General features: G+C 65.6%; 15 protein-coding genes and 1 tRNA gene. 9 read left to right on the top strand and 7 right to left on the bottom strand.

Annotated elements, in window-relative coordinates; all coding sequences use genetic code 11:
- Positions 1-5: 5 nt before the first annotated feature.
- Positions 6-962: a DnaJ C-terminal domain-containing protein gene (locus KBY74_RS03600; RefSeq protein WP_254941541.1), complete on the bottom strand. Its 957-nt coding sequence runs from the start codon at positions 960-962 to the stop codon at positions 6-8.
- A 171-nt stretch (positions 963-1,133) separates the two neighbouring features.
- Between KBY74_RS03600 and KBY74_RS03595 the strand changes: the two genes are divergently transcribed.
- From KBY74_RS03595 to KBY74_RS03580, 3 genes are all read left to right on the top strand, one after another.
- A complete protein-coding gene (locus KBY74_RS03595) occupies positions 1,134-1,589 on the top strand; it encodes a hypothetical protein (protein ID WP_254941540.1) in 456 nt (151 codons plus the stop codon).
- Between the two features lie 103 nt (positions 1,590-1,692).
- Entirely contained in the window at positions 1,693-1,977 is a 285-nt protein-coding gene (locus tag KBY74_RS03590) for a hypothetical protein (protein WP_254941539.1), read from the top strand.
- A gap of 693 nt (positions 1,978-2,670) precedes the next feature.
- Positions 2,671-3,837: a class I SAM-dependent RNA methyltransferase gene (locus tag KBY74_RS03580; RefSeq protein WP_254941538.1), complete on the top strand. Its 1,167-nt coding sequence runs from the start codon at positions 2,671-2,673 to the stop codon at positions 3,835-3,837.
- Here the strand turns inward: KBY74_RS03580 and KBY74_RS03575 are convergent.
- Positions 3,834-4,220: a phage holin family protein gene (locus tag KBY74_RS03575; RefSeq protein WP_254941537.1), complete on the bottom strand. Its 387-nt coding sequence runs from the start codon at positions 4,218-4,220 to the stop codon at positions 3,834-3,836. The two genes, KBY74_RS03580 and KBY74_RS03575, sit on opposite strands and share 4 nt — an antisense overlap.
- Entirely contained in the window at positions 4,217-4,639 is a 423-nt protein-coding gene (locus tag KBY74_RS03570; RefSeq protein ID WP_254941536.1) for a glycine zipper domain-containing protein, read from the bottom strand. Before KBY74_RS03570 ends, KBY74_RS03575 begins: the two co-directional genes overlap by 4 nt.
- A gap of 117 nt (positions 4,640-4,756) precedes the next feature.
- Between KBY74_RS03570 and smc the strand changes: the two genes are divergently transcribed.
- Both smc and KBY74_RS03560 read left to right on the top strand, forming a co-directional pair.
- Complete coding sequence (gene smc, locus KBY74_RS03565; RefSeq protein WP_254941535.1) at positions 4,757-8,365, top strand: chromosome segregation protein SMC; 3,609 nt, start codon at positions 4,757-4,759, stop codon at positions 8,363-8,365.
- Positions 8,366-8,433: 68 nt separating this feature from the next.
- Positions 8,434-9,513, top strand: coding sequence for a PRC-barrel domain-containing protein (locus KBY74_RS03560; protein ID WP_254941534.1), 1,080 nt, complete (start codon positions 8,434-8,436; stop codon positions 9,511-9,513).
- 32 nt (positions 9,514-9,545) lie between these two features.
- On the opposite strand, the gene msrB is transcribed toward KBY74_RS03560, so the two are convergent.
- The 3 genes from msrB to KBY74_RS03545 form a co-directional block, all read right to left on the bottom strand.
- Complete coding sequence (msrB, locus tag KBY74_RS03555; protein ID WP_254937699.1) at positions 9,546-9,989, bottom strand: peptide-methionine (R)-S-oxide reductase MsrB; 444 nt, start codon at positions 9,987-9,989, stop codon at positions 9,546-9,548.
- 35 nt (positions 9,990-10,024) lie between these two features.
- A complete protein-coding gene (locus KBY74_RS03550) occupies positions 10,025-11,320 on the bottom strand; it encodes a glycosyl transferase (protein ID WP_254941555.1) in 1,296 nt (431 codons plus the stop codon).
- A 16-nt stretch (positions 11,321-11,336) separates the two neighbouring features.
- A tRNA-Leu gene (locus KBY74_RS03545) sits at positions 11,337-11,418 on the bottom strand.
- Positions 11,419-11,548: 130 nt separating this feature from the next.
- On the opposite strand from KBY74_RS03545, the gene accC reads away from it, so the two are divergent.
- On the top strand, positions 11,549-12,907 hold the full coding sequence (gene accC / locus KBY74_RS03540; protein WP_254937700.1) for an acetyl-CoA carboxylase biotin carboxylase subunit: 1,359 nt from the start codon (positions 11,549-11,551) through the stop codon (positions 12,905-12,907).
- A gap of 13 nt (positions 12,908-12,920) precedes the next feature.
- On the opposite strand, the gene KBY74_RS03535 is transcribed toward accC, so the two are convergent.
- Positions 12,921-13,265, bottom strand: coding sequence for a YggT family protein (locus tag KBY74_RS03535; RefSeq protein ID WP_254941533.1), 345 nt, complete (start codon positions 13,263-13,265; stop codon positions 12,921-12,923).
- Between the two features lie 90 nt (positions 13,266-13,355).
- Between KBY74_RS03535 and psbX the strand changes: the two genes are divergently transcribed.
- The 3 genes from psbX (at position 13,356) to KBY74_RS03520 (ending at position 15,042) form a co-directional block, all read left to right on the top strand.
- Complete coding sequence (psbX, locus tag KBY74_RS03530; protein ID WP_106632598.1) at positions 13,356-13,478, top strand: photosystem II reaction center X protein; 123 nt, start codon at positions 13,356-13,358, stop codon at positions 13,476-13,478.
- An 86-nt stretch (positions 13,479-13,564) separates the two neighbouring features.
- Positions 13,565-14,461, top strand: coding sequence for a Ycf66 family protein (locus tag KBY74_RS03525; RefSeq protein ID WP_254941532.1), 897 nt, complete (start codon positions 13,565-13,567; stop codon positions 14,459-14,461).
- Positions 14,462-14,496: 35 nt separating this feature from the next.
- Entirely contained in the window at positions 14,497-15,042 is a 546-nt protein-coding gene (locus tag KBY74_RS03520; RefSeq protein ID WP_254941531.1) for a Tol biopolymer transporter periplasmic protein, read from the top strand.
- The last annotated feature ends 59 nt before the right edge of the window (positions 15,043-15,101 follow it).

The following is a 15,101-nucleotide window of genomic DNA, read 5'->3' as shown; positions in this document are numbered from 1 at the left end:
GGATCCTAGAGACGGGCCGCCTGAATCCAGCCAGAGCGGGGATCGGCGCTGCGGGCAGCACGCAACTGCTCCAGCAGCTGGCGCTCCTCGGCGCTGAGCTGCTCGGGCAACTTGAGCACCGGCGTAAGCAGCAGGTCGCCGCGGCCGTCCTTGAGGGGCCAGCCCTTGCCCTTGAGCCGCAGGCTGCGGCCCAGGGTCATACCAGGCGGCACCTGCACGGAGGCCTCACCGTCGGGGGTAGCCACCCGCACCTCACCGCCGAGGGCCAATTCATCGAGGCTGAGGGGCAACTCAGCGCGCAGCTGGTCGCCATCGAGCTTCCACACCGGATGCTCCTGCAGTTGCAGGTTGAGGTACAGGTCGCCGCGGCGGCCGGTGCCGGGCTGCAGGTTGCCCTTGCCCTTCAGCCGCAGGCGGCTGCCGTGCTTCACACCGGGCGGAATGCGCACCTGCACCCGCTCGTCGTTGACGGCCAAGGTGCGCTCGGAGCCGCGGAAAGCATCGGCAAAGGAGAGGCTGATGCTGGCTTCGGCATCGAGATTGATCGGGGCGCCACGTCCGCCGCCGGGCATGCCGCCAGGGAAGCCTGAACTGAAACCAAAACCGCCAGGGGCCCCGCCGGGGGAGGGGCCGCCAAAACGACCTAGCAGGTCGTTGATGAAGTCGTCGAAGTTGCCATAGCGGCCAAAATCAACGTCAACGCCGCTACTGGCCGAGCCACCGCCCGCCTGGCTCCAGTACTGGCCAAATTGCTCGTAACGCCGGCGTTTATCAGGATCGGAGAGCACTTCATAGGCCTCGCTCACCTCTTTGAACTTGGCCTCAGCCCCCGAATCGCCGGGGTTCACGTCCGGGTGGTACTGACGGGCCAGCTTGCGAAAGGCGCGCTTGATGGAGTCGGCATCGGCGCCACGCTCAACCTCGAGGACACTGAAGTAGTCGCGGTAGCCGTTCGCGCTCATCGACCCCAAAACCACCGCACCAGATCAGTGTCTCAGCCGCTGGGAACTTCCGCTGGGCCAAGGAAGGGCGGAAGGCCGAACGCGGCGGCGCGGCCATCGGCTGTGTTTTGCCCACACACACAGGCAAAAGCAAGCAGCGGAACTAGTTTTGGTTGTTGCTTCTGGAAGCTGATGCCCCGGTATGGCTCCCTGCGCTCCGGCCTGCTTATCGCCCTCAGCACGGTGCTGCTTGGCTTTACAGCCACTGCCAGCGCCGTTAGCGGCGCCACAACAGCTTCCGGCAGCTCCACCACTGCCACCTTGGGAGAGGCCCTTTCTGCATCTACGCCGGAACAAAAAGAGCTAAGCGCCCACCTGCGCGCTAGGGGAGCTGTTTTTTATGGCGCCTGGTGGTGCCCGGCCTGCTTCCAGCAAAAAAACCTGTTTGGCAAGGAAGGGGGCAATTCCCTCCCCTATGTGGAGTGCGACAAGACTGACGATGGCCGTAGCCGCTGCATGGCCGCCCAGATACGGGCTTTCCCCACCTGGGACCTGGCGGGCAAGGAGCGCCGCGAAGGAGTACAAACAATTGAGGAGCTGAAAGTGTGGAGCGGCTTTAGCGGAGCTGCCAAGCCAAGCCAGCCTTGATTCCTAGTCGCCACTCAATATGTCTTCGAATCTGCTGAAAGCCGCTCTGGTTGCGGCCGTCGTTTTGCCAGCCGACAATGCAATAGCCCAAGGATTGGCGCCCATGGTTGGAGCCAGCGCTATTCAAGGCACCCTGCAGGGCTCCTCCATGCCTGCTTACACAGGTGCGCTCGATAAAACCCGCAACACCGTTAACACCGCCACCACCCAGCAAGCTGCAGCAGGTTCAGGCTCCAGCCCAGGCCCTTCCTCCGCTCCGCTTAGCTCAACTCAAAAAATGGCTAGCGGTGCGTCCAGCGGCGCTTCGGTAAACGGCCAGGCGATTCCGTTGTGCTCCCATGGCGGCCTATGCCAGGGCGCAGTGATGCGGGCAATCGGGCGACCCTGAAGCAGCCGCCGTGCAAACTCTGCGGTCCCTGGGGTATCTCTGAAGCGCAAGGCTCAGAACAATCCTGGGGTTTTTAGTTGCGAGTTAGGGGCGAGGCCGCTCGAGCGGCGCAGTGAATCTGAGCCGCTGCTCGTCCCAGGCTGCCAACAGCGCAGCCAATGCCAGCAGCGCAACCAGGCCAATGCCTAAAGACAGACCTGGGCGCCTCGATCGGGAGCGCCGCTGACGTCGGGGCGCCGGGGCTGCCCCCAGCGGCCTGGCGCAACGACCACACACCAGACGTCCAGCCAGGCTGCGATCCGCCTTAACCGACCAACTGCCGCAGTGGGGACAGGCCATCGCTCGGGCGAGCTGCAATGGGAAGGCCCCTTCCAGAGCACTACTTAAAGGGGGGCTTCCACCCCCAAGCGGTCATTTGGGTGATAAGGCTGACCTCACCCCATCTCCCTTACAGGGTCAGGCAGCCACAGGGGCGGTCTGACGGGAGAAAGCAACGATGTTGTTCGCTGTTACGTGTGTGCTCTTACCGAGCAGGCTTCAGTCACCCTCCTTATACCCCGTCGAAACCATTGCAGCCCCGTTTAAGTGGAGCTGAGCGGAATCGAACCGCTGTCCGAAGCACTGGTGTGAGCCACCTAGTCAGGTCGAAACCAGACTGGTTCATTGTGGCAGCAAGCAAGGGCAGACGCAGGGGTGGGCATCACCGAACCAAACAGCACATCAATCAGCGGCATAGCGGTTGTGCCACCAGGGCTCGAAGAAGCCGCGGCGGCTGAGCTCACGGCCTTGGGCTGCCAAGCCGCAGCACGCCTACGCCGGGCCGTGCGCTTCCAAACAGACCTGGCTGGCTTCTACCGACTGCACCTGCAAGCCCGCCTGCCCTTCCGGCTCCTGCTTGAACTGGCTCAATTTCCCTGTCGCAGCAAGGACGAGCTCTACGACGGTGTGCAGCGCGCCGTCGACTGGAGCCGCTGGCTGCCTCCTGGCGCCACCTTCCGGGTCGATGCCACCGGCAGCGCTCCTGGCCTCAACCACAGTCACTACAGCGCCCTGCAGGTCAAAAATGCCCTGGTGGATCTGCAGCGCCAGCAGTGGGGCGCCCGCTCCTCCGTTGACCTAGACGATCCCGACCTCTCCATCCATCTGCACCTTGGCGGCGGCGAAGCAGCCCTGAGCCTCGATGGCAGCGGCGGCAGCATGCACCGCCGCGGGTACCGGGCTGCCATGGGCCTGGCCCCGCTCAAGGAAAACCTCGCCGCCGGCCTGATCGCCCTCACCGGCTGGGATGGCTCGGTGCCCCTGGCCGACCCCCTTTGCGGCTCCGGCACCCTGCTGATTGAGGCGGCCTGCATGGCCCTGGGCCGGGCGCCGGGCCTAGGCCGCCACTTCGCCCTGGAGCGATGGCCAAAGTTCGACTCCCAGCTCTGGCAACAAGAGCGGCAAGCGGCCAGCTCCCTGGCCCGAGAGACGCTCCCCAGCGGAGACCCCCTGGCGCCGATCGTTGGCATGGAACAGGAACCCGGAGTGCTTGATCAAGCCCACAGCAACGCTGAGGCTGCCGGCATCGCAAGTGCCCTGGAACTGAGCCTGGGCGACTGCCGCGACTTCATGCCTCCACCGGGGCCGGGGATCTTGGTGTGTAACCCGCCCTATGGCGAGCGCATCGGCGAGCGTGATGCTCTGGAGCCTCTCTACGCCGACCTGGGCCGCATGGTGAAGGAGCGTTGCGGCGGCTGGAGCCTGTGGCTGCTCAGCGGCAACCCGGAGCTCACCGGCCCCCTAAAAATGAAGGCCAGCCGCCGCATCCCAATCAGCAACGGAGGCATTGACTGCCGCTGGCTGCACTATGAGGTGCGCTAACGACTCAAGATTGCGCGAGTGGTTTTGCTGAGACCGGCGGTGGTCTGGGGCAGGTAGGGCCCCTTGAGCAGCTGGCCGCCCACCCGCACGAACACCCCGGCCAGCACCAGATCCAGGGCTGCCACCGCCAGGGCGGCGTGGATCCAACTGAGCCCCTGGGCGTCGTGCAGCCACAGCAGCAGGGCCAGCTCGGCGCCGATCAGCGCCAACAGCAGCAGCGCCAGGCCACCGCTGAGCAGCAGGCCACCGCTGATCAGGCGCCGCTTCTCCCGGTCCACTTCCTGCAGGGCGATGCGCACGTGCAGGTCCATCACCGAGGTCATCAAGGCACCGACCCGGCCGGCCGCCACCCGGGCAGGGCCTGGCGAGTTCGGATCCGTCATGAGGAACGCCGGCCCGAGGCGAGCAGCAGACCGAGCAGCACCCCGACGCCGGTGGCGATGCCGATCGCCATCAGCGGACGCTCCCGCACCGGCTTCTCAATGCGAGGCCGCAAGGTGGTGTTGAGCTCATCGAGCAGGTTTTCCAGCTGGGCCTCCAAGGGCGCCAGGTTGTCCGCTAGGCGGCTGGTCTGGTCCCCGGCCACCTCGAGGAGGTCGAGCAACTGGTCCTTCACCGCACTAGCGGTGCGGCCGGTCTGGCTGGAAATCACCTCAACCACTTCATCAAAACTGCCCCGAGTGGCCTCCAGGGTCTGGCGGGCAACCGCCGGCCACTCCCGCTGAATGGTGGGGATCAGGGTCTCAAAACGGTCGCGGAAGCCCTCTGGGCTGGCGGCGCGGGAAGGCGTTTCAGCGGTCATGGCAGTTCTGCGGTCATGGGGAGAGTTAGCGACTGCGAAGCTCAGGCCTCAAGGTAAGGAGGGGGTTGAGCTTTCGAAAGCCTCCGCTACATTTCTGCTGCTCGGCGCACGGGCCTGTTGGTTCACATCAATCAGGTCGAGCTCACCCACTTCAAGTCCTTTGGCGGCTCGATCACGATCCCGCTGCAAGAAGGTTTCACGGTGGTCACGGGCCCCAACGGCTCCGGCAAGAGCAACATCCTTGATGCGGTGTTGTTTTGTCTGGGCCTGGCCAGCAGCCGCGGCATGCGGGCAGATCGTCTGCCCGATCTAATCAACAGCGCCATGCTGCGCGAGGGCAAGGCCGCCGAAACCTCGGTGAGCGTGCGCTTTGACCTCAGTGAGTGGCAACCCGACCAAGCCGAAGCTGGCCTGGAGCCGCCCGAAGAAGGGCCCTGGATCAAGCCAGGCCAACAGGAGTGGACGGTGAGCCGGCGCCTGCGGGTTGCCCCCGGCGGCACCTATGCCAGCAGCTTCAGCGCCGATGGGGTGAGTTGCAATTTGCAACAGCTCCAAAGCCAGCTGCGGCGCCTACGGGTGGATCCTGAAGGCAGCAATGTGGTGATGCAGGGAGACGTCACCCGCATCGTCTCGATGAGCGCCCGGGACCGGCGCGGCATCATCGACGAGCTGGCTGGTGTAGCCCTATTCGACAGCCGCATCGAACAGAGCCGCGGCAAGCTTGATGAGGTGCAGGAGCGTCAGGAGCGCTGCTCAATCGTGCAGCAGGAGCTGCTCAGCTCCCGCCAGAAACTTGAGCGCGACTGCGCCAAGGCCCGCACCTATCAAGACTTGCGCCAGCGCCACCACAACGGCCGCCTGCAGGAGCAGGTGCTGGCCTTTGAAGCAGCCCAGGCGAACCAGGCTGCCCTGCTGCAACGCCGCGCCAGCCTCGCCAGTCAGCAACAGGCTGAACGCGAGGCGATCAGCGAAGGCGAAACGGGCCTAGCTGCCGCCGCCACCGTGCTCGAGCAGCTCCAAGCTGAGGTAAAAGCCCTCGGTGAAGACCAACTGATCGCAGTGCAGGCCGAGCTGGCAGGCCTGGAGGCCAGTGGCCGCGAACTAACCCGCCAGGCAGGCAAACACCAGCTCGATGCCGAGGCCCTGCAACGCCAGCGCCACGAGCTGGCCCGCACTCAGGGCGAGCTGCGCCAGCAGCAGCAGGCCCTCGAGACCAGTTCCGACCAAGCCGCTCTCAGCGACGCCGACGCCGGCTGCCGCGATGCCGAAGCCGCCGTGGAGCTATCGCGCCGCCGGCTTGGCGAGGTGGCGGGGCGCTCTGGCAGCTGGTTGGAGGAACAGCAGCAGCGCAGCCGCGCCCGCCAGCAGCTGGGCGAGCAGATCAGCCCCCTGGAGGCCGAGCGTCAGCAATTACAGGAGCGGCTGCGGCAGCACCAGGAGCGCCTGGCCGAGCTCGGCGCCGAAGAGCAGCAGGAAGGGGCCAGCCATCGCAGTGCCCAGCAGCAACTGGAGGCCACCGAAAGCAGCTGGCAGCAAGTGCTGGAAGCCACCTGCCTGGAGCAGCAGCAGGTGCAGGAGCTAGCCGAAGCCCTGGCCCTTCAGCAGCGAACCCGCAGCCGCCTCGAGCAGGAGCAAACCCAGCTCGAGCGCGAGATCGCCCGGCTAGACAGCCGCCGCGAAACCCTTCAGGAAAGCCGCGGTACCGGCGCCCTGCGGGTGCTGCTGGAGGCTGGCATGGACGGCATCCACGGGCCGGTGGCCCAGCTCGGCGAAGTGGAGGAGCGGGTGCGCCTGGCGCTGGAAGTGGCCGCCGGCGGCCGCCTCGGCCAGGTGGTCGTCGACGACGACCGCATTGCCGCCCGGGCGATCGAGCTGCTCAAAAGTCGCCGGGCAGGCCGGCTTACCTTCCTACCGCTCAATAAGATTCGGGGTGGCTCCGGTGGCAGCTCCAGTGGTAGCGGCGGAGCCGCCCTGCAACGCGGGGGAGCTGGCAGCACCGGCCTGATCGGCAAGGCGGTGGATCTGGTGGGTTACGAGCCCGTTTACGCCGAGGTGTTCCGCTACGTCTTCGGCGACACCCTGGTGTTCGACAGCCTGGCCAATGCCAGACGCGAACTGGGCCGCTGCCGGGCCGTGACCCTCGACGGCGAACTGCTGGAGAAGAGCGGCGCCATGACCGGCGGCAGCCTGCAACAGCGGGGCAGCCAGCTCAGCTTCGGCCGCAGCCAGGACGGCGACGAAGCCGCACCCCTGCGCCAGCGCTTGCTGGAGCTGGGCGAGAGCCTGCTGGCCTGCCGCCGCAAGGAAGCCGAGCTGGGCCAGCAGCTCGAGGCCCTGCGCCCCCGGCTGCTCTCACACCAGCAGCGCCAGGCGGGCCTGGAGGCCGAGCGCAGCGCCGCCCAGCGGGCCCTAGCCCCCCAGCTGCAACGGCAGCAGCAGCTGGGCAGTCGCCTGGGCCAACTGCAGGAGGCCTTGCAGAGCGATCTGCAGCGCCAGCAGCAACTCGAATCCCTGCTGTTGCCGCTGCAGCAACAACGCATCGCCTTGGAAGAGGCCGAAGCTGCAGTGCAATCATCCGGCGATGCAGCACGCTGGCAGGGGCTGCAGAGCGAGCTGGAGGCGGCCGACTCGGCCCTGGCCGCGGCCCGCAGCCAGCGTGATGGGCTGCTGGCGGCCCGGCGCGAACGGGCCCTGAGCGCCGAGCGCCTCAGCAACCAGCTCGAGGCCCTCAGCGCCGATGAACAGCGGCTGGTGGCAGCTGTGAACACCCTGGTGGAGGAGCGAGCTCGCTGGAAAGAGCAGCACCAAGCGGATCAGGAGCGGCGCAGCACCTTGGCAGCTGAGCAGCAGCAGCTGCAAACCCGCTTTGGCGAAAGCCGCCGCGCCCGCGATGCCGCCGAAGCCCAGCTGGCCGCCCAGCGCCAGGCCCTGCAACAGCGCCAATGGGAACTGCAACGCCTCGGCGAGGAGATCGAATCGCTGGCCGAACAGCAGCGTGGCGACCAGCTGCGCCTGGAACAACTGGAGCGGGAACTGCCTGAGCCGAGGCCGGAGATTCCCGCAGAAGTGCGGGAGACAGGGCTCGCTGCCCTACAGGCGGAGCTGCGCAGCCTGCAGGCCCGGATGGAAGCCCTCGAACCGGTGAACATGCTCGCCCTCGAGGAACTTGAGCAGCTCGAAACCCGCTTGGCGGAATTGGAGGAGCGGCTCGAAGTGCTCAGCAAGGAGCGCGAAGAGCTGCTGCTGCGCATCGAAACCGTGGCCACCCTGCGCCAGGAGGCCTTTCTTGAAGCCTTCACAGCGGTGGATGGCCATTTCCGCACAATCTTTGAAGGGCTATCCGACGGCGAGGGGCACCTGCAGCTGGAAAACCCGGAAGCACCCCTTGAAGGTGGCCTCACCTTGGTGGCCCACCCCAAGGGCAAGGCGGTGCGGCGTCTCAACTCCATGAGTGGCGGCGAGAAATCGCTCACGGCGCTGAGCTTCCTGTTTGCCCTGCAGCGCTTCCGCCCTTCGCCCTTCTATGCATTAGACGAAGTCGACAGCTTTCTCGACGGCGTCAACGTGGAGCGCCTCGCCGCCCTGATTGCCGGCCAGGCAGACCAGGCCCAATTCATGGTGGTGAGCCACCGGCGCCCGATGATCGCCGCCGCAACCCGCACCATTGGTGTCACCCAGGCCCGGGGCGCCCACACCCAGGTGGTCGGGTTACCGCCCGCTGCCTGAGCCGCCCCTTCCCCAGCGGAGCAGGTGAGCCACAATGGGCCGACTGGGCCACGGGTACGACCCTTTCATTGACCTCCTCCATCCCCCCTTCCGCTGATCCCGGGGCAACGGCTGCCGCCCCAAGTGATCGCCTCTGGTTGCGCTCCGAGCTGATGGGCACCCAGGTGATCACCCGCGACACCGGCCGCCGGCTGGGCGTGGTGGGCGAGGTGGTGGTGGATATCGACCGGCGCGAAGTGGTGGCGCTGGGCCTGCGCGACAACCCTCTGACCCGCTTCCTGCCAGGCCTGCCGCGCTGGATGCCCCTCGACCGGATCCGCCAGGTGGGCGATGTGATCCTGGTTGATTCCGCCGATTCGCTGGCGGAGGGCTTCAACCCTGACCGTTACAGCAAGGTGATCAACTGCCAGGTGATCACCGAAGCGGGCGACCAGCTGGGCCGGGTGCTGGGCTTCAGCTTCGACATCGAAACCGGCGAGCTGGCCACTCTGGTGATCGGCGCCCTGGGAGTGCCCCTGCTGGGTGAAGGCGTGCTGAGCACCTGGGAGCTCACGGTTGAGGAAATCGTCAGCAGCGGGCCGGATCGAATCATTGTTTACGAGGGCGCCGAAGATAAGCTCAAGCAGTTGGGCTCCGGGCTGCTCGAGAAGCTTGGTATTGGTGGGCCGAGCTGGGAGCAGGAGGAGCGGGATCGATACCGCACCGGCATGGTGCCCGTGGAAAACCAACTGGCTGCAGGCCAGCCGGCAGTGCAGGAACAGCGCCGCATCCAGCCGGCCACCAGCCAGACCTTCGAGCCCGATGAGGAGTTCGATTACGTCGAACTCGATGAGCAGCGCCAACGGGAACCCCTGCGCCAGCGCCGCTACCTCGATGACGAGGAGGAGAGCCGCTACGAGCAAACCCGCTACGAGGAATCACGCTACGAAGAGCGTCCAGCAGAACCCACTCGCCGCCCCCTGCAGGCCGAACCTCTACCAAGGCAGGTTCGCCCCCTCGAGGCTCGACCTCTTGATGCTCGATCTCTTGATGCTCGACCAGTAGAAACTCGCCCCCTAGAGAGGCGGCCCGCCCCCACCCCCTACCGCGAACCCCTGGATGTGGAGGCTGAAGACCTGGCCAGCAACGACCTAGAAGATCCCTGGTGAAATAAGTCCAGGATCGAGGCTCAGTAGCCCTCTCAGCTCGCCTTGAAGGCCAGGGACGCCGAATTGACGCAGTGGCGCTGACCGGTTGGGGCCGGGCCGTCGTTGAAGACGTGGCCAAGGTGGGCGTCGCAATTAGCGCAGCGAATTTCGGTGCGCACCATGCCGTGGGCGTTATCGGTGTGGGTGCTGATGGCAGCAGCGCTTACCCCATCCCAGAAGCTGGGCCAACCGGTACCGGAATCAAACTTGGTGGCGCTGCTGTAAAGCTCGGCATCACAGCAGATGCAGTGGTAGCTGCCATTGCCCTTCTGGTTCCAGTAAGCGCCGCTGAAGGCACGCTCGGTACCGCCCTGGCGGGCAACCCGGAACTGCTCAGGCGTCAGCTGCTGGCGCCACTGCTCCTCGCTGGCCCCGCGGGCCAAGCCACTGTCGAGGCCGCAGGCTGAAGGGTCGGAAGAACTAGCAGCGTCGGCCATCGAACTCAGCGAAATGAGTCGCAAGCCTAGGCAGCTCAGTTGGGGATGTTCAGGTCAGAGGCACTCAGCTCTGGGGGCAGCAGCTCCTGCACCAGGGACGCCAGGCTGGCCACCGCCCCCGGCTGGCCCCGCAGGCTGCGCAGATCGGCGCGCATCTGCTCCAGTCGCTCCGGTGCCGCCAGCCAGTCGGCGGCTTCGGCGGCGATGGCCTCAGGGGTGATCGCCCCAACCCGCTCCGGCACCACCAAGCGGCCAGCGGCAATGTTGGGAGAGGCCAGAAAGCCCCGGTGGCGCAGGCGCCAGGCCGTAATCAGCACCCCAAACAGCCAGCGCAGCAGGGGCAACCGCCCCAGCATTCCGGCCAGTCCATCCCAGGCCTGCATGACGTGTAAGTGCTGGGTTGGCACCAGCACCAGCATCGGCACCCCCAAAGCAGCCAGTTCGGCGGTGTTGGCACCCACGGTGGTGAGGGCCAGGGAACACTGGCTCAAGCTGCCGTAAGCCGGATTCTCCCGAACCAGCCGAATCGTGGTGCCAGCTGGCGTCTCAAGTAGATCCGGAGCCAGCAGGCGGGGCTGACCCGACCGGTAGGTACGGGCGATCGGATTGGCGGGGCCAGCCTGATTCAGCAGCTCCTCCACCGCAGTGGTGGGAGCCAGGGGCAACAGAAAGCGACAACCAGGACGAAGGGCCGCCAGCCGATCGGCCGTCTCCAGCAAAAACGGCATGCCCACACGCAACTTGGCCCGCTTCGAGCCCGGCAGCAGCGCCAACCACTCCCCTGCCGGCAAGGGCGCCTCGCTGCGGGCCGACTCAGAGAGGTCTGCCATCAGGTCACCTACCACCGTGCAGCGGGATGCCCAACGCGGTGCCAACTGGTCAGCAGCCAGGGGGCCCATGGCAGCGATACGGTCGTTCCAGCGGGGCCAGCGGGCCACCCATTCCGCATAGGTGAGATGGCGGTAACCCAGCCGTGCCGAGAGCAGCACAGTCCAAAACTGATCACCCCCTAAAAACACCACCAGTCCCTGGCGGGGCCAGGGACCAAACCGCTTGGGGCGCAGTAGCAGTGACCAAAATTGACGAGCTGGCACTATGCGCTCAAACAGGCCCCAAGCGGCGGCGGCTCGATGCTCCTGTCCCGTGCCGTTTGGACAGGGCACAAGCAGCAACTTGAGGCTGCAGGCGGCCGTAGGCACCTCAGGCCGCAGCGGTATCTGGCGATGGAGGCGCTGGGCGAGGGGACGAACCCAGGTAGACAGCTCTCCGGGGCCGTTGCTGACAAGCACGATCGCTGCCGAGGGCCGGATCGATTCGGGCAAGGCCTGGATGGCTCGAATTAAGAAATGCGGATGACGAGACTTGAACTCGTAAGGCCGAAGCCACACGCCCCTCAAACGTGCGTGTCTACCAATTCCACCACATCCGCATGTGGTTCGGATCGCTAAGCGTTCCGGTGCGAGCAATATACCCATCGCCGGCACCAGAATCGTCTGAGGGAGCTGTCCAGGCAGCACTGATACAGTCCGCCTCAGCCCATATCAGCTGAGACGCCGCGGATGCCCATCGGCAAGCTGCTGATCGCCAACCGTGGCGAAATAGCCCTACGCATCCTGCGCACCTGCCGGGAGCTCGGCATTCCCACCGTCGCCGTTTACAGCACGGTGGATAAGAACGCCCTGCACGTGCAGCTCGCCGACGAAGCCGTATGCGTTGGAGAGGCGCCCAGCAGCAAGAGCTACCTCCACATCCCCAACATTTTGGCGGCGGCCACCTCCCGGGGTGCTGACGCAATTCACCCCGGCTACGGCTTCCTGGCCGAAAACGATCGCTTCGCCGAGATCTGCGCCGACCACGGCATCACGTTTGTGGGTCCCTCCCCCGAGGCCATCCGCTCGATGGGAGATAAGTCGACCGCTAAGGCCACCATGGAGCGGGTGGGGGTGCCCACCATCCCCGGTAGTGCCGGCTTGCTGGCCAGCCCGGAGGCGGCTGCGCGATTGGCCGAATCGATGGGCTACCCGGTGATGATCAAAGCCACCGCTGGTGGCGGCGGCCGCGGCATGCGCCTGGTGCCTGGGCCCGATCAACTCGAGAGCCTGTTCAAAGCGGCCCAAGGAGAAGCGGAGGCTGCCTTCGGCAACCCTGGCCTGTACATGGAGAAATTCATCGACCGGCCCCGGCACGTGGAAGTGCAGGTGCTGGCCGATCGCCACGGCAACGTGATTCACCTGGGCGAACGCGACTGCTCGATCCAGCGCCGCCACCAAAAGCTGCTGGAAGAGGCCCCCAGCGTGGCCATCAACGCCGACCTGCGCCGCCAGATGGGCGATGCCGCCGTGGCCGCCGCCCGCACCATTGGCTACGAGGGCGCCGGCACCGTGGAATTCCTGGTGGACCGCAGCGGGGCGTTTTATTTCATGGAAATGAATACCCGGATCCAGGTGGAACATCCGGTCACCGAGATGGTCACAGGGGTAGATCTGATCGCCGAGCAGTTGCGTATTGCCGGTGGGGAGCCGATCTCGGTCACCCAAGACCAGATCAAGCTCTGCGGGCACGCCATCGAGGCGCGCATTAACGCCGAAGACCCCCGCCAAAACTTCCGACCCGCCCCCGGCAAAATCACCGGCTGGCTCCCTCCTGGCGGCCCCGGTGTGCGGGTCGATAGCCACGTGTACACCGGCTATGAGATCCCGCCCTTCTACGACTCCTTGATCGGCAAGGTGATCGTCTGGGGCACCGATCGCCCCCACGCCCTCAGGCGTCTGCGCCGGGCCCTATCGGAATGCGCGGTGACAGGCATTCCCACCACCATCGACTTTCACTTGCAACTGCTGGATCGCCCCGAATTCCAGGCGGGCGACGTACACACCAAATTTGTGGAACAGGACATGCTTCCGCAGAAGGGCAGCTAAGCCGGATCTGGGTTCAGCCGATCCCGACGCTCTGGGCCCGAAACAACACCTGACTAACAAGCCCCTGCTGCCCCACCAAAATTTCTCGCACCAGGCTGAGCAGGCCCACCCACACCACCGGCGTCACATCAACGCCACCGATCGGTTTGATCAGCCGACGGGTGAGGGCAAGCAAGGGCTCGGTAGGGGCTCCGACCAAGCGCATCGCTCCGCGGCTCAGATCAATCTGGGGATACCAGGTGAGCACGATGCGAAACAGAAAAAGCAAGGTCCAAAGCGCCAGGCCCAGGGCCAGGGCCAAGTGCAAGCCGGACAACAACGGCAGCCAGGACTGGGGTAGGGAGGGGGCTGCCGTCACAAAGCTCTAAGTAGCTGGGCTCCCAGCGTAGGAAGCCGCCACCACTGCCTAGGATCGGTCCACGAATCAAGCCATAGAGCTGTTCCTGCCATGACGCCATCCCTGGCCAATTTCCTGACCAGCCTGCTTGCCGGCGCCGTGATCGTGGTGGTGCCCATCACAATCGGGCTGGTGCTGATCAGCCAAAACGATCAGCTTGATCGTCGCCTTTGAGCTTCCTGCACCTGAGTAACTCCAGGTCTCTAGCTGCTCGGGCTCAACTGCCTACACTGACGAGACGGACTGTCGGGTGAAAAACCGTGGTTAATGCCAGCCTGAATTGGGCCAGCATCGTGGGCATAGTGCTTGCGGTGGGCGGTGCACTGCTTTATTTCATGCGGAGCTTCAAGCCCGCACTCGCCCGCGATTACGACGTCTTTTTCGCTGCGATTGGCCTGCTCTGCGGCGGCATTCTGTTTTTTCAGGGTTGGCGCCTCGATCCAATCCTGCAATTTGGTCAGTTTCTGCTCGCCGGCACCACGGTCTTTTTCGCCTACGAAAGTGTGCGTCTGCGAGGGGTAACCACGGAGCAGGCGCGCCGGTCGTCCTACTTCGACGACGACGAACCCATGCCTGAACCAGGCCCCTACAGGCCCAGAATGGGTGGCCGCGCCTGGGGGGAGGCCTCTACGGATCGCTTTGATGAGCCGGAGCCGCTTAGGCGCCGCATCCCCTCCCGCGGCGAAGGTGATGCGCCAGATGAGGAAGATTTTTACCGGGCACCCCGTCCCAGCAGTAGGGCCGCCATCCCTGAAAGGGCCGCCAGCCGCCGCCCTCCCCAAGAGGATTGGGCATCCCAAAGCTCTAGCCGGCCCAGTATCGATTTCGGAGCCCGCAGGCGTGATCGAGATGGCGCAGTAGAGCCACGACGGGGCAGCAGGCCGACAGCCGCTAGTGAGGCCATGCCTCGCTCCAGCCGCAGGCCCGCGTCCACGGCCCCTGCTTCGGCCTCAGAAGCTCCCAGGGCTTCCCAACCAGCGGGAGTACCCCAAGGCTCACCGATCAGCCCAGCAACCCCTGCCAGCGGCAGAAGCAATCGCCCAGCGGCAAGCGATATCAGTGATGCGGACTTCACCCCAGTGAAACCCTCCAGTCGCCCGGAGCCCAGCCCCCGAGGCATTAGCCCCCGGGACAACAGCTCCCGCTTCGACGACTGAAGCTTTTCGCCGTCAACAGATTTGGTCCCCTAGGGGTGTCTGCCCTGCTGCTGATAACCCTGAGCTTGCTTGTCAGCGGCTGTTCAGGTGGAGCGTGGCTGGCCCGTCGCAGTGCTGGCCCGGTTGGGGTGTTCAACGGCAACAGCCGCCAAGAACCCGCCCTCAGCGGCCAGGGGCGATTTCTTGCCTCAGTGGTTGATCGGGGTGGCCGGGCCACCCTGCTTTTGCAGGAGCAGCCCAGCGGCCGAATCGTGCCCCTGCGCCATTTCCAAAACCGCCAGCCCCACAGCTCCCCCTCCCTTAGCTGGAACGGTCGCTACGTGGCGGCTCTGGTCCAACAGGGAAACCAAAGACTGGCCCTGATCGAAGACCGAGCCAACGGCAACCTGCACCGGCTTCCCCTACCGGCGGACCGCACTGCAGTGCGCCTCAGCCTGTCCCCGGAGGCACGCCAGCTGGCGGTGCAGGTGGCCCAGGCTGGCCAGTGGCGCGTGCAGCTGTTTGATCTGCGCAGCCTGCTTGAGCCAGACCTGCCCGGCGGCCTTGCCGTTCAGGGGGGCGGAGCGGAGCCCTCACCGTGAGGAGCTCGCTAACAAATAGAGCCATCGCAGCAGCAGCAACCGGCCTACTGCTGGGTGGC

Source organism: Cyanobium sp. A1C-AMD (genome assembly GCF_024346495.1).
Lineage (GTDB): Bacteria > Cyanobacteriota > Cyanobacteriia > PCC-6307 > Cyanobiaceae > Cyanobium_A > Cyanobium_A usitatum.
Note: the sequence above shows the minus strand (reverse complement) of the source record. Positions and strands in the feature narration are given on the sequence as shown.

Coding starts and splice junctions, on each gene's coding strand:
- psbX (WP_106632598.1), top strand. CDS start 13,356: ATGACGCCATCCCTGGCCAATTTCCTGACCAGCCTGCTTGCCGGCGCC.
- KBY74_RS03570 (WP_254941536.1), bottom strand. CDS start 4,639: ATGACCGCTGAAACGCCTTCCCGCGCCGCCAGCCCAGAGGGCTTCCGC.
- KBY74_RS03590 (WP_254941539.1), top strand. CDS start 1,693: ATGGTTGGAGCCAGCGCTATTCAAGGCACCCTGCAGGGCTCCTCCATG.
- KBY74_RS03600 (WP_254941541.1), bottom strand. CDS start 962: ATGAGCGCGAACGGCTACCGCGACTACTTCAGTGTCCTCGAGGTTGAG.
- msrB (WP_254937699.1), bottom strand. CDS start 9,989: ATGGCCGACGCTGCTAGTTCTTCCGACCCTTCAGCCTGCGGCCTCGAC.
- KBY74_RS03575 (WP_254941537.1), bottom strand. CDS start 4,220: ATGACGGATCCGAACTCGCCAGGCCCTGCCCGGGTGGCGGCCGGCCGG.
- KBY74_RS03595 (WP_254941540.1), top strand. CDS start 1,134: ATGCCCCGGTATGGCTCCCTGCGCTCCGGCCTGCTTATCGCCCTCAGC.
- accC (WP_254937700.1), top strand. CDS start 11,549: ATGCCCATCGGCAAGCTGCTGATCGCCAACCGTGGCGAAATAGCCCTA.